At 59.4% G+C, this 21647-nt stretch carries 16 protein-coding genes and 1 pseudogene; 14 read left to right on the top strand and 3 right to left on the bottom strand.

Annotated features, from left to right (window positions below; genetic code table 11):
* Positions 1–11: 11 nt before the first annotated feature.
* Both H8B20_RS06890 and edd read right to left on the bottom strand, forming a co-directional pair.
* Positions 12–962: a glucokinase gene (locus H8B20_RS06890; protein ID WP_210622702.1), complete on the bottom strand. Its 951-nt coding sequence runs from the start codon at positions 960–962 to the stop codon at positions 12–14.
* A complete protein-coding gene (edd, locus tag H8B20_RS06885; protein WP_042560612.1) occupies positions 959–2785 on the bottom strand; it encodes a phosphogluconate dehydratase in 1827 nt (608 codons plus the stop codon). The genes H8B20_RS06890 and edd overlap by 4 nt, the downstream gene beginning before the upstream one ends.
* A 220-nt stretch (positions 2786–3005) precedes the next feature.
* Between edd and gap the strand changes: the two genes are divergently transcribed.
* The 8 genes and pseudogenes from gap (at position 3006) to H8B20_RS28225 (ending at position 12137) form a co-directional block, all read left to right on the top strand.
* Entirely contained in the window at positions 3006–4007 is a 1002-nt protein-coding gene (gene gap, locus H8B20_RS06880) for a type I glyceraldehyde-3-phosphate dehydrogenase (protein ID WP_047300149.1), read from the top strand.
* Positions 4008–4208: 201 nt separating this feature from the next.
* Complete coding sequence (locus H8B20_RS06875) at positions 4209–4736, top strand: RNA polymerase sigma factor (protein WP_042560613.1); 528 nt, start codon at positions 4209–4211, stop codon at positions 4734–4736.
* 101 nt (positions 4737–4837) lie between these two features.
* Positions 4838–5803, top strand: coding sequence for a FecR family protein (locus H8B20_RS06870; protein WP_210622701.1), 966 nt, complete (start codon positions 4838–4840; stop codon positions 5801–5803).
* A 122-nt stretch (positions 5804–5925) separates the two neighbouring features.
* Entirely contained in the window at positions 5926–8511 is a 2586-nt protein-coding gene (locus H8B20_RS06865) for a TonB-dependent receptor (RefSeq protein WP_210622700.1), read from the top strand.
* Between the two features lie 112 nt (positions 8512–8623).
* Entirely contained in the window at positions 8624–9220 is a 597-nt protein-coding gene (locus tag H8B20_RS06860) for a biliverdin-producing heme oxygenase (RefSeq protein ID WP_042560616.1), read from the top strand.
* Positions 9221–9387: 167 nt separating this feature from the next.
* Positions 9388–9783 (top strand): YbaN family protein, encoded by a 396-nt coding sequence (locus tag H8B20_RS06855; protein WP_210622699.1) that lies wholly within the window; start codon positions 9388–9390, stop codon positions 9781–9783.
* Positions 9784–9932: 149 nt separating this feature from the next.
* A pseudogene (locus H8B20_RS28230) lies at positions 9933–11279 on the top strand (methyl-accepting chemotaxis protein); the annotation flags it as partial.
* Positions 11280–11381: 102 nt separating this feature from the next.
* Positions 11382–12137, top strand: a complete 756-nt coding sequence (locus tag H8B20_RS28225) for a methyl-accepting chemotaxis protein (RefSeq protein WP_395599692.1) — start codon at positions 11382–11384, stop codon at positions 12135–12137.
* A 161-nt stretch (positions 12138–12298) separates the two neighbouring features.
* Here H8B20_RS28225 and arcD (H8B20_RS06845) read toward each other — a convergent pair whose 3' ends face one another.
* Positions 12299–13726: an arginine-ornithine antiporter gene (gene arcD, locus H8B20_RS06845; protein ID WP_042560619.1), complete on the bottom strand. Its 1428-nt coding sequence runs from the start codon at positions 13724–13726 to the stop codon at positions 12299–12301.
* Positions 13727–14147: 421 nt separating this feature from the next.
* Here arcD (H8B20_RS06845) and arcD (H8B20_RS06840) point away from each other — a divergent pair, with 421 nt between their 5' ends.
* The 6 genes from arcD (H8B20_RS06840) to H8B20_RS06815 all read left to right on the top strand — a co-directional run bounded on the left by arcD (H8B20_RS06840) (position 14148) and on the right by H8B20_RS06815 (position 21244).
* Entirely contained in the window at positions 14148–15575 is a 1428-nt protein-coding gene (gene arcD / locus H8B20_RS06840; RefSeq protein WP_210622697.1) for an arginine-ornithine antiporter, read from the top strand.
* Positions 15576–15609: 34 nt separating this feature from the next.
* The gene (gene arcA, locus H8B20_RS06835; protein WP_210622696.1) at positions 15610–16866 is read left to right on the top strand and encodes an arginine deiminase; all 1257 of its coding nucleotides are present in this window, start codon (positions 15610–15612) and stop codon (positions 16864–16866) included.
* A gap of 69 nt (positions 16867–16935) precedes the next feature.
* Positions 16936–17946 (top strand): ornithine carbamoyltransferase, encoded by a 1011-nt coding sequence (locus H8B20_RS06830; RefSeq protein ID WP_042560622.1) that lies wholly within the window; start codon positions 16936–16938, stop codon positions 17944–17946.
* 188 nt (positions 17947–18134) lie between these two features.
* Positions 18135–19064 (top strand): carbamate kinase, encoded by a 930-nt coding sequence (gene arcC, locus H8B20_RS06825; protein WP_042560623.1) that lies wholly within the window; start codon positions 18135–18137, stop codon positions 19062–19064.
* A 62-nt stretch (positions 19065–19126) separates the two neighbouring features.
* Entirely contained in the window at positions 19127–19489 is a 363-nt protein-coding gene (locus H8B20_RS06820) for a DUF5064 family protein (RefSeq protein WP_042560624.1), read from the top strand.
* Between the two features lie 246 nt (positions 19490–19735).
* On the top strand, positions 19736–21244 hold the full coding sequence (locus H8B20_RS06815; protein WP_150592874.1) for a sigma-54-dependent transcriptional regulator: 1509 nt from the start codon (positions 19736–19738) through the stop codon (positions 21242–21244).
* The last annotated feature ends 403 nt before the right edge of the window (positions 21245–21647 follow it).

Here is a 21647-nt window from a genome sequence, read left to right as displayed (position 1 = left end):
GCAACTCGGTATCAAGCCTGTTCGAGCGCCACGCCGGCGCCAACCAGCCCGGAATACGGTGCCGTCACCAGCCACACCGGAATGCCTTTGAAGTAATCGCTCATGCAGCCCTTGTCGGCAAAACTGCGGGCAAAACCACTTTCAAGGAAGAAGTCGGCAAAGCGCGGAATCACCCCACCGACGATAAACACCCCACCCCGTGCGCCCGTGGTCAGCACGTTGTTACCGGCCACGCGGCCGAGCCAGCAGCAGAACTGCTCCAGCACTTCCAGGGCAATCGGATCGCCTGCAAGGCCTGCGGCCGTAATGGCTTCTGGCGTTTCGAGCGTCGGTTCATGGCCATCTACCGCACAAATCGCCCGATAGACACGCGGCAAACCAGCACCACTCAACGCAGTCTCCGCGCTGACATGGCCGATCTCGTTGTGGATGTGCTGCCAGAGCTGTGTTTCACGCGGGCTGCTCAACGGCAGATCAACGTGACCACCCTCGCCCGGCAGTGCCGCAAATCGACCCTCGCCCAGATCGAGCAAAGTACCGACGCCAAGGCCGGTGCCCGGACCAATCACAACCGAAGGACGCAACGGTTCTGGGGTGCCTTCGCAAACCACACGGAATTCACCCGGCTGCAAACGAGTCATGCCCAGCGCCATCGCCGAGAAGTCGTTGACCAGCAACAACTGCTCGACCTGCAAAATGTTGCAGAACGCTTCGCGGCTCAGCCGCCAGTGGTTGTTGGTGAACTTGAATTCATCGCCACTGACCGGGCCGGCCACCGACAGGCACACGGACCCGATAGCGCCCGGCGCCAGACCGAGCCCGCTAAGGTAGAGGCTGATGGCCTCTTCCGGGCCGGCATGGTCGGCCGTGGCCAGCACCTGAATCGATTCCAGTTGCTGGTTTTTCCACAACGCGAACCGTGCGTTGGTGCCTCCGATGTCACCGACCAAAGCCAGTTTCAATTAAGCGTCTCCAGGGCAGAAGTGAAGGCGCTGGCGCCCTGCTCCGCCGAGCTGAAGGCCACGCGCATGAAACCGAACAGTTCGCGACCGCTGCCGATGTTGTTGCCCAACAGGCCTTTGGCGGGTTCGCGCGCTGCAAATTCGTCGGCGTCCACTTTAATTTCCAAAGTGCCTTTGACGCCATCGACACGGATGATATCGCCCTCTTGCACGCGAGCCAAAGCACCACCGACATAAGCTTCCGGGCTGACGTGGATCGCCGCCGGGATTTTCCCCGAGGCGCCCGACATGCGCCCGTCAGTCACCAGCGCCACTTTGAAGCCGCGATCCTGCAGCACGCCAAGGAACGGCGTCATCTTGTGCAACTCGGGCATGCCGTTGGAGCGCGGGCCCTGGAAGCGCATCACGGCGACGAAATCTTTCTCCAGCAAACCGGCCTTGAACGCATCGGCCAGATCCTGTTGATCCTGGAACACCATGGCCGGCGCTTCGACAATCTGGTTTTCCAGAGCCACGGCAGACACCTTCATCACACCGCGACCGAGGTTGCCCTCCATCACCCGCAGACCACCCTCCGGCGAGAACGCGCGTGCCACAGGGCGCAAAATGTTTTCGTCGAGACTGTCGACCGGGCCTTCACGCCATACCAGTTCGCCGTTATCGAGGAACGGCTCTTTGGTGTACTTGCTCAAGCCGTGGCCGAGCACGGTGTTGACGTCTTCGTGCAGCAGGCCGGCACCCAGCAGTTCACGGATCAGGAACGACATGCCGCCCGCTGCCTGGAAGTGGTTGATGTCGGCTTTGCCGTTCGGATAAACGTGGCTCAGGGTCGGCACGACTTCGGAGAGGTCGGCCATGTCTTGCCAGGTCAGTTGAATGCCCGCTGCCATGGCGATGGCCGGCATGTGCAGGGTGTGGTTGGTCGAGCCGCCAGTGGCGTGCAGCGCGACGATCGAGTTGACCAGCGACTTCTCGTCGACGATTTCGCCGATCGGCATGAAGTTGCCGTTCTGCTTGGTCAGACGCGTGACTTGATGCGCCGCTTCGCGGGTCAGCGCATCACGCAATGGCGTATTCGGGTTGACGAAAGAGGCGCCCGGCAAGTGCAGGCCCATGACTTCCATCAGCAACTGGTTGGTGTTGGCGGTGCCGTAGAACGTGCAGGTGCCCGGGCTGTGGTAGGACTTCATCTCCGATTCCAGCAGCTCTTCGCGGGTCGCCTTGCCTTCGGCGTACTTCTGCCGAACGTCGGCTTTTTCCTTGTTGGATATGCCCGAGACCATCGGCCCGCCCGGCACAAAGATTGTCGGCAGATGACCGAAACGCAGCGAGCCCATCATCAGGCCCGGCACGATCTTGTCGCAGATGCCGAGCATCAGCGCGCCGTCGAACATGTTGTGGGACAACGCCACCGCCGTGGACATGGCGATCACTTCACGGCTCGGCAGGCTCAGTTCCATACCGGGCTCGCCCTGGGTCACGCCATCACACATCGCCGGAGTGCCGCCAGCGAACTGGCCGACCGAACCGATCTCACGCAAGGCGTTTTTGATCTGCTCAGGGAAGACCTCGTACGGCTGGTGTGCCGAAAGCATGTCGTTATACGAAGAAACAATGGCGATGTTCGCCGAGTTCATCATCCGCAAGCTGTGCTTGTCTTCAGTGCCACACCCGGCCACACCGTGGGCGAAGTTGGCGCATTGCAGCTTGCCGCGCATCGGGCCGTCAGTTGCAGCGCCGCGAATCAGCGCAAGGTAAGCCTGACGCGTGGCGCGGCTGCGGGCGATAAGCCGTTCGGTGACCTCAAGGACGCGGGGATGCATGTGTAGAACTCCAGGCTAACGGAAATGGCGACCTGATTGTCTATGCTGATCAAGGGCCCGCACATTCGGGATGACGGACGGTTTTCTTGATCATTCGGACCAGTTGATTCAGGTCACTCGTTGTAGATAAAACAAAATATTGCCACTAAAAAGGCTTGTTTTCTATTTTTATGCGAATAATCTTGTAATTCCAACAACAAAACGACGGCGGCGCTGTTCCATGACTCTTCGAATTGCAATCAATGGTTTTGGCCGCATCGGCCGTAATGTCCTGCGCGCACTGTATACCCAAGGCTATCGACAGGATCTGCAGATTGTCGCCATCAACGATCTGGGCGACAGCTCGATCAATGCGCATCTGCTCAAATACGACACCGTTCATGGCACGTTCGACGCCGAAGTGGCGCATGACAACGAAAGCCTGACCGTCAACGGCGACCGCATTGCGGTGAGCGCCATTCGCAACCCGGCCGAGCTGCCATGGGCTGCGGAAAAAATCGATGTAGTCTTCGAATGCACCGGTCTGTTTACCGACCGTGCCAAAGCCGCTGCGCATATTACTGCCGGCGCGCGCAAAGTGATCATCTCGGCCCCGGCCAAAGGTGCTGATGCCACCGTCGTTTATGGCGTGAACCACGACATTCTGCGCCAGTCGCACCAGATCATCTCCAACGCTTCGTGCACCACCAACTGCCTGGCACCGGTGGCGCAAGTGCTGCACCGCGAACTTGGCATCGAAAGCGGTCTGATGACCACGATCCACGCTTACACCAACGATCAGAACCTGACCGACGTCTACCACACCGACCCGTACCGCGCGCGTTCGGCCACGCAGAACATGATCCCGAGCAAGACCGGCGCCGCTGAAGCAGTGGGCCTGGTGCTGCCGGAACTGGCGGGCAAACTGACCGGCATGGCCGTGCGGGTGCCGGTGATCAATGTGTCGCTGGTGGATTTAACCGTGCAGCTGAAGAAAGAGGCCACTGCCGAAGAAGTCAACGCTTTGCTGAAAGCGGCGAGTCAGCACTCGAAAATTCTTGGTTACAACACGTTGCCGCTGGTTTCCAGCGACTTCAACCACAACCCGCTGTCGTCGATCTTCGACGCCAACCACACCAAATCCAGCGGCAAACTGCTGAAAGTGCTGGCCTGGTACGACAACGAGTGGGGCTTCTCCAACCGTATGCTGGATAACTGCCTGGCGCTGTGTAACGCCGAGTAATCCCCGCCCCACCCCTGATCCCTGTGGGAGCTGGCTTGCCAGCGATGAGGCAGGCACATCCAACATGGATATTGCCTGGCCCATCGCCATCGCTGGCAAGCCAGCTCCCACAAGGTCGGTTATTCCAATTCAAAATCAATACTTGACCATTCAGCTAGATGATAAGCATTATCATTCGCTTGAAATGGATCAGGTCCTCCCGTGAGTCAATCGCGCTTCAACCACGTCTTCCTCACCCAGCGCATTTCTTTGCTGCGTACGCTGGAACGGATGGTCAACAATCACAGCACCGCTGAAGACCTGTTGCAGGAGACCTATCTGCGCGTGGCACGGGCGCTGAACGAGCGGGCCATCGATCACCTCGAACCCTTTGTCTTCCAGACCGCGCGCAATCTTGCGCTCGATCATCTGCGTGCACGCAAGATCCATTCGCGAACCATGGTCGATGACGTGCCGCAAGAAATTGTGCACAGCATCGCCGCCCCGGCCAGTAGCGCCGAAGACGCCGCCCACGCCGAACAAATGCTGGAGCGCTTGAACGTGAGTCTCAGTCAACTCAGCCCGCGCCAGCAGCAGATCTTCATCCTCAGCCGCCTGCACGGGCACAGTTATCAGGAAATCGCGCAAGAACTGAGCGTGTCCCTCAGCACCGTGCAGAAAGAACTCAAACTGATCATGAGCATTTGCATCGGCGTCGCCGAACGACACGACAGCAGCGGCAAGCTGTAAGCTTCACGCCCCAAGTAAAAACGAAAAGCAGTTCACGCGTCTGGCTTGCAGCTTGCAGCTTGAAACTTGAAACTGCTTCGCCAGAAGCCCGAGGAAACACCGTGACGGACACCCATCGCTCGCCTTCGCCCTCATCGGCGCAGGATGCCGCACTGGCAATGGACCAGGCCCTGGACTGGCTCATCGTGCTCGGCAGCCCGGATGAGGAGCAGACCCGGCAGTTCCATGCCTGGCTGGCGGCGGATCCGTTGAATGCCGAGGCGTTCGCCAAGGCTCAGGCGATCTGGGACGGTCCGCAAATCGCCCAGTGCGCGCAAAACCTGGCGTTGAAACCCGCGAAAGTCACCTTCCTCCAGCGCCTGCGTCCACACTGGAAACCGCTGGCCACCGCCGCCGCTCTGGTGCTTGGTCTGTTCAGTTTCAGCAACCTGCCGATGCGGTTGCAGGCCGATCACCTGACCGTGGTCGGCGAACGTCAGCGCTTGCAACTGGAGGACGGTTCGCAGGTCCTGCTCAACACCAACTCGGCGTTCTCCAGCACCATCGATGATCAGCAGCGCGTTGCGCGGTTGTATCAGGGCGAAGCGTTTTTCGAGGTCGCAGCCAATCGCACTCAACCGCTGGAAATTGACGCCGGCCCGGTCAAGGCCAGCGTGCGCGACACCGCGTTCGCCGTGCGCTATCTGGACGGGATCGCGCAGGTCAATGTGCAGCGTGGCGATGTCGATTTGCGCGCCACCCACAACGATGCGCGGATGCGCCTGTCTGCCGGAGAAAGTATCCGCATCGGCCCCAACGGTTTCGATCGCCCGGCCAAACTCGACGCGGCGACCGAACTGGCGTGGGTGCAAGGCCGACTGGTGTTCGAGAACTGCCCGCTGAATCAGGTGCTGGCCGAATTGCGCCGTTACTATCCAGGCTGGATCATCAACAACAACGAGCAGTTGGCCGACGTTGCCGTGACCGGCAATTACCGCCTCGATCAGCCGCTCGACGTGGTGCGTTCTCTCGCGCACATCACCTCGGCGCGTTTGCAGGAATTCCCGGCGCTGGTCATCTTGAACTAAATGAGAATTATTTTTACTCGATAGCGTGAGCGCGTTCGTCTAGTTATAGCCAATGCAATTGATTCGCATCCTCGGATGAGAATCAGCAACTATAAAGATTCGTGCGACACGGAGCGCTATCGATGTCCCTTCGCCTTACCCGCCAGACTTCTTCCCCTTCCCGCGTATTGTCGCTGCTGACCGCGGCCATCCTCATGGCCGGCACCGCGCCACTGATGGCTGCGACCGAGCAACCGGCGCGCAACATGGGTGATTACTCTTTCTCCATCAGTCAGCAGCCGTTGGTGTCGGCGCTCAACGCTTTCACCACCGTGACGGGTTGGCAGATCGGCTTGCCGGCAGAACTGGGTCAGGGCATATCGTCGCCGGGTGTGCGCGGGTCACTGCCACCGGAAAAAGCTCTGGAGCGTCTGTTGGTGGGGACCAACCTGAGCTTCCGCAAGCTGAGCAACAACAACGTCGTGCTGGAGAAGCGCAGCAGCAGCGGCGCACTGAATCTGGATCAGGTGACCATCAGCGCCACCCGCCAGGAACAGTCGGTGAACAGCGTGCCAAGCACTGTCACCGTGCACACCCGTGAAGAACTCGATCGCAACAACGTCAACTCCATCAAGGATCTGGTGCGCTATGAGCCGGGCGTGTCTGTCGGCGGCGCCGGTCAGCGTGGCGGCATCAGCGGTTACAACATCCGCGGCATCGACGGCGACCGAATCCTGACTCAGGTTGACGGCGTCGAAGTGCCGGACGGTTTCTTCAACGGTCCGTACGCCAAGACTCAGCGCAATTACGTCGACCCGGAAATCGTCAAACGCGTCGAGATTCTCCGTGGCCCGGCGTCGGTGCTGTACGGCAGCAACGCCATTGGCGGCGCCGTCAGCTATTACACGCTCGATCCGGACGACATCATCAAGCCTGGCAACGATGTTGGCGCGCGCCTGAAAACCGGTTACAGCTCGGCCGATGAGAGCTGGCTGAAATCCGCCACCGTCGCCGGCCGTGCCGATCAATTCGACGGTTTGCTGCACTACAGCCAGCGCGACGGTCACGAAACCGACTCCTACGGCAGCCACAACGGCACCGGCCTTGAGCGCACCGCCGCTAACCCGGAAGACGCCAAGGCGAGCAACGTGCTGGCCAAGATCGGCTGGAACTACAACGAAGATTCGCGCCTGGGCCTGACTTACGAAAAGTACAAGGATGATCGCGACACCGATCAGAAAAGCGCGTACGGCGGCCCGTACTTCAATGGCGCGCCAACCATCCCCAACAGCGTATTGCCCGGCGGCATGTACCAGTGGCGCACCGGCAACGACACCATTACCCGTGAGCGTTTCGGCCTTGAACACCGCTTCGCGCTCGACAGCTTGCTGGTGGACAACGTCAAGTGGAGCCTCAACCACCAGATCGCCAAGACAGACCAGAGCACCGAAGAGTATTACTACCCCATCACCCGAAAAGTACTGCGCACCCGCGATACCGTTTACGAAGAAAAACAGTGGGTATTCGACGCGCAACTGGACAAGGCTTTTGCCATCGGTGACACCGATCACGTCCTGACCTACGGCACCACCATCAAGCAACAGAAAGTCACCGGTTCGCGCAGCGGCGACGGCAAGTGCCTGGCGGTTGGCCGTGGCTGCACCGCGATCGGCGCGACCAGTACCGCTGACGTGTTGGTGAAGGCCACCGATTTCCCGGACCCGACCATCAACACCTACAGCCTGTTCGCCCAGGATCAGATCAGCTGGAATGACTGGACCTTCCTGCCAGGCCTGCGCTACGACTACACCCAGCTCAAGCCGAAGATCACTCAGGAGTTCCTCAATACCGTGGCGGCCGATGGCCAAGGCACGGTCAGCGACAAGAACAAGACCTGGCACAAAGTCTCGCCAAAATTCGGCCTGACCTACGCCCTGAGCGAAAACTACACCTGGTACGGTCAATACGCCGAAGGTTTCCGCACGCCCACCGCGAAAGCCCTGTACGGCCGCTTCGAGAACGGCACCACCGGTTACCACGTCGCGCCGAACCCGGACCTGGAACCGGAAAAAAGCAAAAGCTACGAAACCGGCCTGCGCGGTAACTTCGAGCATGGCTCATTCGATGTGGCGGTGTTCTATAACAAGTACCGCGACTTCATCAACGAAGACGCGGTGTCGCCGGGTTACAACGAGCTGACCTTCCAGTCGAGCAACATCAAGCACGCGACCATCAAGGGTGCTGAAGTCAAAGGTCGTCTGAACCTTGACGCGTTCGGCGCACCGCAGGGCCTCTACACCCAAGGCTCGATTGCCTATGCCTACGGTCGCAACAACGACAGCGGCGAGCCGCTCAACAGCGTTAACCCGCTGACCGGTGTGTTCGGTTTGGGCTACGACCAGGACAACTACGGTGGCCTGCTGAGCTGGACCGTGGTGAAGAAGAAAGATCGCGTCGACGACAGCAACTTCAAGTCGCCGGACGGCGTCAGCAGCCAGTTCAAGTCGCCGGGTTTCGGCATTCTTGATATGACCGGCTTCTACAAAGTCACCAACGACTTCACCGTCAGCGGCGGCATTTACAACCTGACCGACAAGAAATACTGGCTGTGGGATGACGTGCGCGGTTACGACAGCGTCGGCGAAGCTTCGGTGACGCAACCGGCCAACCTTGATCGCCTGACCCAACCGGGTCGCAACTTCGCGATCAATCTGATCTGGGACATCTGACCCCACCCACCTCACTGCGCGTGTTCAAGCACCGCGCCGTGAGGCTTTTTTTACTGTCCGGCGCTTGCCCGTTCGTCTCGTTATCAAGCGCCTCATTTATCAAGGACACGTCATGACCTCTTCGGAAAAAGCCCTGCGTTCACAACGCCTGAACCAGATCACCCACGAGCCGCACAGCAAACTCGACACCTTGGTCAAAGCCCATGCGCCGTTTGAAACCCGCGCCAACTTTGCCCGTTTCGTGGTCGCGCAATACCTGTTCCAGTCGGAACTGGTTGAGCTCTACAACGATGCCGAACTGATCAGGATCGTCCCTGACCTGCCCGCCCGTTGCCGCGCCGACGCGGCGAAGGCCGACCTGGCAGATCTCGACACCGAAGTGCCGGGCCCGGTCGCCGGTGCGGTGAAGAATCCGAGCAAGGCGCGTGCACTGGGTTGGATCTTTGTTTCTGAAGGTTCGAAGCTCGGTGCTGCGTTCCTGATCAAACGCGCCGTGGCGCTGGAGCTGAGTGAAACCTTTGGTGCCCGTCACCTGGGCGAGCCTGAAGGTGGCCGTGCTGAAGGCTGGAAGCGCTTTGTGCGTACTCTCGACTCGCTGCAGTTCAGCGCTGAAGAAGAGGCTGAAGTCGAGCAAGGCGCGCTCGATGCGTTCAACCGCTTCACCGTGCTGCTGGAACAGGCTTACGCCACAGAAGCCGAAATGGCCTGATACCCGACACGCCACAAAACCCTGTGGGAGCTGGCTTGCCAGCGATGAGGGCTGGTCAGTCTCCATTTATGTTGCCTGACCCACCGCTATCGCTGGCAAGCCAGCTACCACAGGGAACAACGCAAGTCTGTAAGATCCCCATCTCGCCTCACAGCAATCCCGAGCCCATGCCGCAACCAGCCTCCTCCAAACTCGCCCGCCTGCTGTTCGGTCTGTTGGCCTATGTCAGCCTCGGCATCGGCCTGATCGCTATTGTCGTACCCGGATTGCCGACCACCGAGTTCATCCTCCTCGCCGCCTGGGCGGCCACCCGCAGTTCGCCGCGCCTGAGTGCCTGGCTGGAAAATCATCGGCTGTTCGGGCCAATCCTGAGTAACTGGCGCAACGGCAAGATCATCGCGCGCAAGGCCAAAGTCAGCGCCACGGTGAGCATGTTGCTGTGTGCGACGTTGATGCTGGTGATGCTCGATCACGGCTGGCCGATCTATCTGGCAATGGCCGGGATGGGGTTGGGCAATCTGTGGATCTGGTCGCGGCCCGAGTCCCGCGCACATCCTTCCTGATACAACGCACTGCGTCTCACAGCTGAAACATCCCTGTAATTAATCCCCTTTTCAGCACATTCCCCTGCGCAAACGTTTAGCACTGACCGTCCGTCGGCAAATACCTCATGCGCTCTCGTTCCACGCCGATGAGCATTGAATGGCGCTGAATGGATTTGGCGATTCGGGTACCTCGTACCCACAGCCCCCCGTTTATTCATTCGCGAGATCGCCCTATGTTCGACTCTCTTTCCATTCGCCTGAAAATCGTTCTGCTCTCCGGCCTGTGCCTGATCGGCGTGGTTGCGCTGATCGTCGGCATGAACATTTACCAGACCAACCAGAACGACGAACTGGTCAGCCATTCCAGCAGCAAGATGCTCACCGCCAGTGTGCAAGACTTGCTGCAGGCCAAAGCCGCCGAACAGGCGGTGCGGGTGCAGAAAACCTTCGGCGAAAGCCTGTCGGTAATCACCGCCCTCGCTGACCAGATCAGGGACATGCGCGTGATGGCCGCCAAGCGTTCGCTGGACGCCGGTGCCCTGCGTGAAGAGTTGAACCTGAGCCTGAAAACCGCCTTCGAACGCAACGACAAAGTGCTTGGCATCTGGCTCGCTTTCGAACCCGATGGCCTCGATGGCAAGGACAGCGAGTTCGTCAACGACGCCGCGCGTCAGTCCAACGAAGCCGGGCGTTTCGCCACCTACTGGAGCCGCGCCGGTGGCGCATCACTGAACACGATCATGGTCGAAGAGGACCTGACCAAAACCACCCTCAGCGTCAGCGGTACGCCCTATAACAGCTGGTATACCTGCCCTCGCGACAGCAAGCGCACCTGCTTGCTCGACCCGTATTCAGACACCGTGGGCACCAAGGAAATGCTCATGACGACCATTTCCGTGCCATTGATCGTCGACGGTAAAACCATCGGGGTCGCTGGCGTCGATATCGCCCTCGATGCCTTGCAAGGAGCGGCCGTCGAGTCGCAGCGCTACCTGTTCAACAACGCCGGGCACATGCTGATTGTTTCAGGCAGCGGCGTGTTGGCTGCCGACAGTTCCGACGCGGCCAAGGTCGGCAAAAAGATCAGCGACACCCTCGGTGCCGATGGCAATGAAGTGCTGCAACTGCTCGGCAGCGCAACGCCGAAAATCCTTGAACAGGGCGACCTGATCCGGGCGGTGTATCCGGTCGATCCGATTGGCAACTCGCGCGCTTGGGGCGTGGTCATCGACCTGCCCAAACAAGTGCTGCTGGCCGACTCGGTCAAGCTGCAAGCGGTGCTCGACGAAGCACAGCAAACCGGTGTAATCACTGCGCTGGCAGTGGCTGTGGTCGCGGGTCTGATTGGCCTGCTGCTGATATGGCTCACCGCTTCCGGCGTCACTCGTCCCATCAACAGCGTCGCCGAGATGCTGAAAAACATCGCCAGCGGTGAAGGTGATCTGACGCAACGCCTGAACTACAGCAAGAAGGATGAACTGGGCGAACTGGTGAACTGGTTCAACCGCTTCCTCGACAAGCTGCAACCGACCATCGCCCAGATCAAACAGAGCATCACCGAGGCTCGCGGCACTGCCGACCAGTCTTCGGAAATCGCCCGTCAGACCAGCGAAGGCATGCAGGTGCAGTTCCGCGAAATCGACCAGGTCGCCACCGCTTCCAACGAAATGAGCGCCACCGCCCACGATGTCGCCAACAGCGCATCGAACGCGGCCAACGCTGCGAAAGGTGCCGACCAGTCGGCCAAGGACGGCATGTCGATCATCGAGCGCAGCACCCGCGACATCAATCAACTGGCCGATGAAGTCAGCAAAGCGGTAACCGAAGTCGAAGCACTGGCGGTCAATAGCGAGCAGATTGGTTCGGTACTGGAAGTGATCCGCAGCATCGCCGAACAGACCAATCTGCTGGCGCTCAACGCCGCCATCGAAGCCGCCCGCGCCGGTGAAAGCGGTCGCGGTTTTGCCGTGGTTGCGGATGAAGTGCGCAACCTGGCCAAGCGTACGCAGGATTCGGTGGAAGAAATTCGCATCGTCATCGAGAAGATTCAGACCGGCACTCGCGGCGTGGTTGCGACCATGCATTCGAGCCAGACCCAGGCGCACAACAACGCCGGGCAGATCCGCCAGGCCGTGGATGCGCTGGGCAAGATCAGTGATGCGGTAACCGTGATCAGCGACATGAACCTGCAAATCGCCAGCGCCGCCGAACAGCAGAGCGCAGTGGCTGAAGAGGTTAACCGTAACGTCTCGGCGATTCGTACGGTGACTGAAACCTTGACCGGGCAAGCGACGGAGTCGGCGGCGATCAGCAGCCAGCTCAATGCGCTGGCCAGTCAGCAGATGAAGTTGATGGATCAGTTCCGCGTCTAGTGGATCACCTCAAGTCCCTGTGGGAGCTGGCTTGCCGGCGATGACGGCGGGTCAGTTGATACAGAGGTCGACTGACGCACCGCTATCGCTGGCAAGCCAGCTCCCACAGGGTCGAAGGCTCCCTCTCCCTCCGGGAGAGAGCTGGGGTGAGGGGAGCGTTCTCACAGCGACAACACACCGCTGTACAACCCATAAGCCGCCAACCCCGCGCCAATGATCACGCAGGTAAAAATACCTTTCTCGACCGTGGTGAACAGCGGCTCGCCCTGCTCATGTTTGGCTTTGGCAAACAGGATCACCCCCGGCGCATACAGCAACGCCGACAGCAGCAGATATTTCATCCCGCCGGCATACAACAACCACACCGCATAACTCAGAGCGATGCCGCCAATCAGCAGATCTTTGGTGCGCTCGGCCGAGGCATGTTCGTAGGTTTCGCCGCGCCCGCTCAATAACACCGCGTAGGCCGCCGACCACAGGTACGGCACCAGAATCATTGATGACGCCAGATAAATCAGGCTGGTGTAAGTGCCGGCGGAATACAGCGTGATCAGCAGGAATATCTGAATCATCACGTTGGTCAGCCACAACGCGTTGACCGGCACATGGTTGGCGTTTTCCTTTTTCAGGAACGCCGGCATGGTTTTGTCACGGGCCGTGGCGAAAAGGATTTCGGCACAGAGTAACGCCCACGACAGCAATGCCCCGAGCAGCGAGATCGCCAAACCGATGCTGATCGCCAGCGCCCCCCACGGCCCGACGATGTGCTCAAGCACCGCCGCCAGCGACGGGTTTTGCAGGTTGGCCAGTTCCGGCTGGCTCATGATCCCCAGTGACAACACGTTGACCAGCACCAGTAGCGCCAGTACGCCGATGAAGCCAATCACCGTGGCACGCCCGACATCGCTGCGTTTTTCCGCTCGTGCCGAGTACACGCTGGCGCCCTCGATGCCGATGAAGACGAACACCGTCACCAGCATCATGTTGCGCACCTGATCCATCACCCCGCCGAAACTCGGGTTGCTGCGGCCCCAGATGTCGCGGGTAAAGATGTCAGCCTTGAACGCCAGCGCGGCGATGACGATGAACATGATCAGCGGCACGATCTTGGCCACGGTGGTCACCTGGTTGATGAACGCCGCCTCCTTGATCCCGCGCATCACCAGAAAGTGCACAGCCCACAGCAGCACCGACGCGCAGCCAATGGCGATCGGCGTATTGCCTTGGCCGAACACCGGAAAGAAATAACCGAGGGTGCTGAACAGCAGAACGAAGTAACCGACGTTGCCCAGCCAGGCGCTGATCCAGTAACCCCAGGCCGACGAGAAGCCCATGTAGTCGCCAAACCCGGCCTTGGCGTAGGCGTAGACGCCGGAATCCAGCTCGGGCTTGCGATTGGCCAGGGTTTGAAACACGAAGGCCAGGGTCAGCATGCCGATGGCAGTAATCCCCCAACCGATCAGGATCGCCCCCGCATCGGCGCGTGCCGCCATGTTCTGCGGCAGCGAGAAAATTCCGCCGCCAATCATCGACCCCACCACCAGGGCGATCAACGCACCAAGGCGCAGCTTTTGCGTCGGTTGCGACATTCCAGTCTCCCTCTAATGTGGTGAGCGATTATTTATAACAACAATTAATTAGATGAATAAAACAGGATGACGCCTATCAGTTAAAGCCAATAAATATATAGCGGATAAAGCTAATGCCTACCACGTTAAGACAGTTTTGTGCGCTGATCCTGATAAATCAATTCTGTACTGAAAACAGAAGGGAAAAATTTGCCAAACCCGGAAAAAGAACTAGCGTCATAACTCCAAAGTAATAATAGCCATTCCCAACCACATCGCGAAAACCCTTCTAGAACGGGCCTTGCAGACGGTCGCTTTATGCCTGAAGCGATTCCCTAAGTCATTCATTAACAATGGAATGTGACCATGAACTGATCTATGTCAGCTATTTGAACAGACAACGGAACTACGCTGTGATCTCTTCCTGCAATGGAGTCATGCAATGTCTGAAGCTCCCGGAAAACTAAGACTCGGCGCACTGGTTGCATTAGTCGTCGGCTCAATGATCGGTGGCGGGATATTCTCCTTGCCACAAAACATGGCCGCCAGTGCCGACGTCGGCGCGGTATTGATCGGTTGGGCGATCACCGCTGTCGGCATGCTCACCCTCGCTTTTGTCTTCCAAACCCTCGCCAATCGCAAGCCTGACCTGGACGGCGGTGTCTACGCCTACGCCAAGGCCGGATTCGGCGATTACATGGGTTTCTCTTCCGCCTGGGGCTACTGGATCAGTGCATGGCTGGGCAACGTCGGGTACTTCGTTCTGCTGTTCAGCACCCTGGGGTATTTCTTCCCGATTTTCGGTGAAGGCAATACGGTTGCTGCGGTCATTGGTGCTTCGATTCTGTTGTGGGCGGTGCATTTCCTGGTACTTCGCGGGATCAAGGAAGCGGCGTTCATCAACCTCGTGACCACCGTCGCCAAAGTCGTGCCGCTGGTGCTGTTTGTGTTGATCGCCGTCTTCGCCTTCAAACTGGACATCTTCACCGCCGACATCTGGGGCCTGAAAAACCCGGATCTGGGCAGCGTGATGAACCAGGTACGCAACATGATGCTGGTCACTGTGTGGGTGTTCATCGGCATCGAGGGCGCGAGCATTTTCTCGGCCCGCGCTGAAAAACGCTCCGACGTGGGTAAAGCCACCGTGATCGGCTTCATCACCGTGCTGCTGTTTTTGATGCTGGTGAACGTGCTGTCGCTGGGCATCATGACTCAGCCAGAACTGGCCAAATTGCAGAACCCGTCGATGGCGGCCGTGCTTGAGCACGTGGTCGGTCCGTGGGGCGCAGCGCTGATCAGCGTCGGTCTGATCATCTCGCTGCTGGGGGCGCTGCTGTCGTGGGTGCTGCTGTGTGCGGAGATCATGTTCGCCGCCGCCAAAGACCACACCATGCCGGAGTTTCTGCGCAAGGAAAACGCCAACCACGTACCGGTCAACGCCCTGTGGCTGACCAACGCGATGGTGCAGATTTTCCTGGTCATCACCCTGTTCTCGGCCAGCACTTACCTGTCGCTGATCTACCTCGCCACGTCGATGATTCTGGTGCCCTATCTGTGGTCGGCCGCCTACGCCCTGCTGCTGGCAGTGCGCGGTGAAAGCTATGAAGGTTTTGCGGCCGAGCGGCGCAAGGATCTGATCATCGGCGGCATTGCCCTGATCTACGCGGTGTGGCTGCTTTACGCCGGTGGCGTGAAGTACCTGCTGCTCTCGGCCCTGCTCTATGCGCCCGGCGCGATCCTGTTCGCCAAGGCCAAGCTCGAACTCAAACAACCGGTTTTCACCAACGTCGAGAAGCTGATTTTCGCCGCAGTGGTCGCAGGCGCCCTGGTGGCTGCCTACGGACTGTATGACGGCTTCCTGACTCTGTAATTGCCAAAGGTTTTATCTCTGGAGGATCACTGCAATGACCACGGAAAAAGTTAAGTACGGCGTCCATTCCGAAGCCGGCAAACTGCGCAAAGTCATGGTTTGCTCCCCAGGTCTGGCCCATCAGCGGCTGACCCCGAACAACTGCGATGAATTACTGTTCGACGATGTGCTGTGGGTTGCCCAGGCCAAGCGCGACCACTTCGACTTCGTCACCAAGATGCGTGAGCGCGGGATCGACGTGCTGGAAATGCACAACCTGCTGACCGACATCGTCGCCATTCCCGAAGCGCTGGACTGGATTCTCGATCGCAAGGTCACCGCCGATTCGGTCGGCCTGGGCCTGATCAGCGAAGTGAAGTCCTGGCTGAAAAGCCTTGAGCCACGGCACATCGCCGAATTCCTGATTGGCGGCGTGTCCGCCGATGATCTGCCGGACAGCTTCGGCGGCAAGATCATCGAGATGTATCGCGATTTCCTCGGCCACTCCAGCTTCATTTTGCCGCCGCTGCCGAACACCCAGTTCACCCGCGACACCACGTGCTGGATCTACGGCGGCGTGACGCTGAACCCGATGTACTGGCCGGCGCGTCGCCAGGAGACCCTGCTGACCACCGCCATCTACAAATTCCATCCGCAGTTCACCAACGCCGAATTCGAGATCTGGTACGGCGACCCGGACAAGGACCACGGCAACTCCACCCTTGAGGGCGGCGACGTCATGCCAATCGGCAACGGCGTGGTGTTGATCGGCATGGGCGAACGCTCATCCCGTCAGGCCATCGGTCAACTGGCGCTGAATCTGTTCAAGAACAAAGCCGTGGAGAAAGTCATCGTTGCCGGCCTGCCGAAGTCTCGCGCCGCGATGCACCTGGACACCGTGTTCAGCTTTTGCGACCGCGACCTCGTGACGATTTTCCCGGAAGTGGTCAACCAGATCGTCGCGTTCACCCTGCGACCTGATGAAAGCAAACAGGGCGGCATCGACATTCGCCGCGAAGAAACCAGCTTCCTCGACACCGTCGCGGCCGCGCTCAATCTCAAAGCGCTGCGCGTGGTGGAAACCGGCGGCAACAGCTTCGCCGCCGAACGCGAGCAATGGGACGACGGCAACAACGTGGTGGCCGTGGAACCGGGCGTGGTCATCGGCTACGACCGCAACACCTACACCAACACTCTGCTGCGCAAGGCAGGCGTGGAGGTCATCACCATCAGCGCCGGTGAATTGGGCCGTGGCCGTGGCGGCGGCCACTGCATGACCTGCCCGATCATCCGCGACCCAATCGATTACTAAACCTCTGAGCCCTGGCCGGCACTTACAACGTGCGGCCAGGGGGATAACCGATACCGAAGGAGATCCATCATGGCTTTTAATATGCGCAACCGCAGTTTGCTGAGTTTGATGCACCACACCACTCGCGAACTGAATTACCTGATCGACCTGTCCCGCGACCTCAAACGCGCCAAGTACACCGGCACCGAACGTCCACACCTGCAAGGCAAGAACATCGCGCTGATCTTCGAAAAAACCTCGACCCGCACCCGTTGCGCGTTCGAAGTCGCGGCCCACGATCAGGGGGCTCACGTCACCTACATCGACCCGGTGTCGTCCCAGATCGGCCACAAAGAAAGCATGAAAGACACCGCCCGCGTCCTCGGCCGGATGTTCGACGCCATCGAGTACCGTGGCTTTGAACAGGAAATCGTCGAAGAGCTGGCCAAGTACGCCGGCGTCCCGGTGTTCAACGGCCTGACCGCTGAATTCCACCCGACGCAAATGATCGCTGACGTGCTGACCATGCGCGAACACAGCGACAAGCCGATGCATGACATCAGCTACGCCTACCTCGGCGACGCCCGCTACAACATGGGCAACTCGCTGCTGATGATCGGCGCCAAACTCGGCATGGACGTGCGTATCGCTGCGCCGAAAGCCCTGTGGCCACACGCTGACTTCATCGCTCAATGCAAAGAGTTCGCCGAAGAAAGCGGCGCGCGCATCACCATCACCGAAGACCCGAAAGAAGCGGTCAAGGGTGTCGACTTCATCCACACCGACATCTGGGTGTCGATGGGTGAACCGGTAGAAGCGTGGGACGAGCGCATCGAGCAACTGCTGCCGTACCAGGTCAACACGCAGATGATGAAAGCCTCCGGTAATCCACGGGTCAAATTCATGCACTGCCTGCCGGCGTTCCACAACAGCGAAACCAAGGTGGGCAAAGACATCGCCGCGCGCTATCCGCACCTGGCCAATGGCGTCGAAGTAACGGAAGAAGTCTTCGAATCCCCGGCCAACATCGCCTTCGAGCAAGCGGAGAACCGCATGCACACGATCAAGGCGATTATCGTGTCGGCGTTGGCGGATATCTAAAAGCCTGACGCAATCTTTCCTGCAGGATCACCGATCCTGTGGGAGCTGGCTTGCCAGCGATGGGATCAACCCGGGCTTTCAGACAACCCGTGGTGACGCCATCGCTGGCAAGCCAGCTCCCACATGGATCGAGTACACATAGAAAGATTGCGTCGGTCAAAACTTCTCTGCTCAAAAGGACATGCACCATGCGTATCGTCGTAGCGTTGGGCGGTAACGCCCTGCTCCGCCGTGGTGAGCCGATGACCGCTGACAACCAGCGCGCCAACATCCGCATCGCCACCGAGCAAATCGCCAAGATCCATCCCGGCAACCAACTGGTCATCGCCCACGGCAATGGCCCGCAAGTCGGCCTGCTATCGCTGCAAGCAGCGGCCTATACCTCCGTCACCCCTTACCCGCTGGACGTGCTCGGTGCCGAAACCGAAGGCATGATCGGCTACATCATCGAACAGGAACTGGGCAACCTGCTGGACTTCGAAGTACCGTTCGCCACCCTGCTCACCCAGGTCGAAGTCGACGCCAATGACCCGGCCTTCAAGAACCCGACCAAACCGATCGGCCCGGTCTACGAGAAAGCCGAGGCAGAAAAACTTGCCGCCGAAAAAGGCTGGGCCATCGCTGCGGACGGCGACAAGTTCCGCCGTGTGGTCGCCAGTCCACGACCAAAACGCATCTTCGAAATCCGTCCGATCAAGTGGCTGCTGGACAAGGGCAGCATCGTCATCTGCGCCGGTGGCGGCGGGATTCCGACCATGTACGACGAAAACCGCAACCTCAAGGGCATCGAAGCGGTGATCGACAAGGACTTGTGCTCGTCGCTGCTGGCAGAACAGCTTGAGGCGGATTTGCTGGTGATTGCCACTGACGTCAACGCCGCGTTCATCGATTACGGCAAGCCAACGCAGAAAGCCATCGCCGAGGCCCACCCGGATGAACTCGAACGCCTGGGCTTCGCCGCGGGCTCCATGGGACCAAAGGTTCAGGCAGCCTGCGAATTCGCGCGCCATACTGGCAAGGTCGCGGTGATCGGTTCGCTGGCGGACATCGAAGCGATTGTCCAGGGCACAGCCGGTACGCGGATCAGCACGGCGAAACCCGGTATCACCTATCGATAATCAGAAACGCCGGGGGCAGGCCCAGGGTCTGCCCTTCTCCCATGCCTTGAAAGGAGAAATCCATGGCCCAGTTTGAACCTGGTCACTTGCACATTGAGCGGCACGCGTTGACCCCGGACGACGTCAGTTACAACGTGCACCTCGACTACGAGGTGTTCACCGATCCTCAAAAAGGCAGAGGCATCCAGTTCACGATGCATGGCAACCTTCAGGGCAAGGACATGAAAGAGACCTTCTTCCTGCCCAAAGAGGAGGCCTACAACTTTGCCAACAATGTGACGAAAATCGCCGAGAAGTACGGCATTCCCAAGACTCACAGCCAGATCGGCTCGGTTCACAAGCATTACGACATGATGTTTGAAGACATCCGCAAGCAGCTGGATATGAAATCCGGCGATCCGGTCAATCTTGAGCATTTTGAGTAAACCTTCAAAAGCCCCTCACCCTAACCCTCTCCCAAAGGGAGAGGGGACTGATTGGGGTGTCTGACGGCAGACATCGACCTGAAAGACCGAGTCGATTGTGGATTCACAAGCGTATTTTCAAGTCGGCGTACCTCGTGAGCATCCCACAATCGGCTCCCTCTCCCTCCGGGAGAGGGCTGGGGTGAGGGTGCTTTTGATTTAAGGCATACTTGCCCCCCTCCGCACTCCAGAACCCGAAACCGTCCCATGCGTATCCACGTCAGCTTCATCGACCGCGTCGGCATCACCCAGGAAGTACTGGCCATTCTCGGTGGGCGCAACCTTAATCTGGATGCCGTGGAGATGATCCCGCCGAACGTCTACATCGACGCCCCGACCCTGAGCCCGCAAGTGCTCGAAGAACTCAAAGATGCGCTGTTTCGCGTGCTCGGCGTGGAAGCGGTAACGGTGGTCGACATCCTCCCCGGCCAGCGTAGGCACTTGCAACTCGATGCTTTGCTCGCGGCGATGACCGACCCGGTGCTGGCCCTCGACAGTGCGGGCAAAGTACTGCTGGCCAACCCGGCATTGATCGCGTTGTACGGGCGTGAGCCGGCGGGCGAAGGCGTTTCTGAGCTGTTCAACGATCCCGGTCTGCTGGAGACCCTGCTCGAACACGGTTTTCGCCTGCCGCTGCGCGAGATCACCGTCAACGGCCAGACGCTGTTGCTCGACGCTACGCCGATCACCGACGCTGGCGCCCTGCTCACGCTGTATCAACCGAACCGCATCGGCGAACAGCTCTCGGCGTTGCACCACGACCACGCTGAAGGTTTCGACGCGCTACTCGGCGAATCCCCGGCGATCCGCACCCTCAAGGCTCGTGCGCAGCGCGTTGCCGCCCTTGATGCGCCCCTGCTGATCCAGGGCGAAACCGGCACCGGTAAAGAACTGGTCGCCCGTGCCTGCCACGCGATCAGTGCGCGGCACAGTGCGCCGTTCCTGGCACTGAACTGCGCGGCGCTGCCAGAGAACCTCGCCGAGAGCGAACTGTTCGGCTACGCCCCCGGCGCCTTCACTGGCGCGGCGCGCGGCGGCAAACCGGGGCTGATGGAACTGGCCAACCAAGGCACGGTATTTCTCGACGAGATCGGCGAGATGTCACCGTACTTGCAGGCCAAATTGCTGCGTTTTCTCAACGATGGCAGCTTCCGTCGGGTCGGCGGTGACCGTGAGGTGAAGGTCAACGTGCGAATTCTCAGCGCGACCCACCGCGACCTGGAAAAAATGGTCAGCGAAGGTTCGTTTCGCGAAGACCTGTTCTACCGCCTTAACGTGCTCAATGTTGAGGTGCCGCCGCTGCGCGAACGCGGTCAGGACATTCTGTTGCTGGCGCGTTATTTCATGCAGCAGGCGTGTGCGCAGATTCAGCGCCCGGTTTGCCGCCTCGCACCCGGCACTTACCCGGCACTGCTCGGCAATCGCTGGCCGGGCAACGTGCGGCAGCTGCAGAACGTGATCTTCCGCGCTGCCGCGATCTGCGAAAGCAGCCTGGTCGACATCGGCGACCTCGACATCGCCGGCACGTCCGTTGCGCGCCAGGCCGACAGTGATGTCGACAGCCTTGAACAAGCGGTCGAAGGCTTCGAGAAATCGCTGCTGGAAAAACTCTACGCCAGCTACCCCTCGACCCGCCAACTGGCCAGCCGCCTGCAAACGTCGCACACCGCCATCGCCCATCGTTTGCGCAAGTACGGCATCCCCAACAAATCCTGAGAACACCGCATACCTGTGGGGGCTGGCTTGCCAGCGATGACGTCGGCATGGCCACGATTGAGGGTGACTGATCCACCGCAATCGCTGGCAAGCCAGCTCCCACAGGGAATGTGACGTATTCGAAATCCGTTCAAAAACGACCTCCATCTGTACTGAAAGCGCTACAGCGGAACGATATCGCTACACCCTCCTCCCGTCACCGCTGTGCAAGGCTTTGATCCCGTTCAGCTTTTTTCCTCACCTCATGCTGTAGCGATTTCGCTACACGCACGCCCTCAGCCACACCATCAAAAATCAATAAGCCATTGTTTTATATAGATAAATTTACATTGGCCGCGATCTTGCTAATTAATTCCTCATAAATAAGGGCTTCCCGGCCCAAGCCTTCCACCGCGTCCACCAG

The organism is Pseudomonas sp. P42 (assembly GCF_017973755.1).
GTDB classification, from domain to species: Bacteria; Pseudomonadota; Gammaproteobacteria; order Pseudomonadales; family Pseudomonadaceae; genus Aquipseudomonas; species Aquipseudomonas iridis.
Note: the sequence above shows the minus strand (reverse complement) of the source record. Positions and strands in the feature narration are given on the sequence as shown.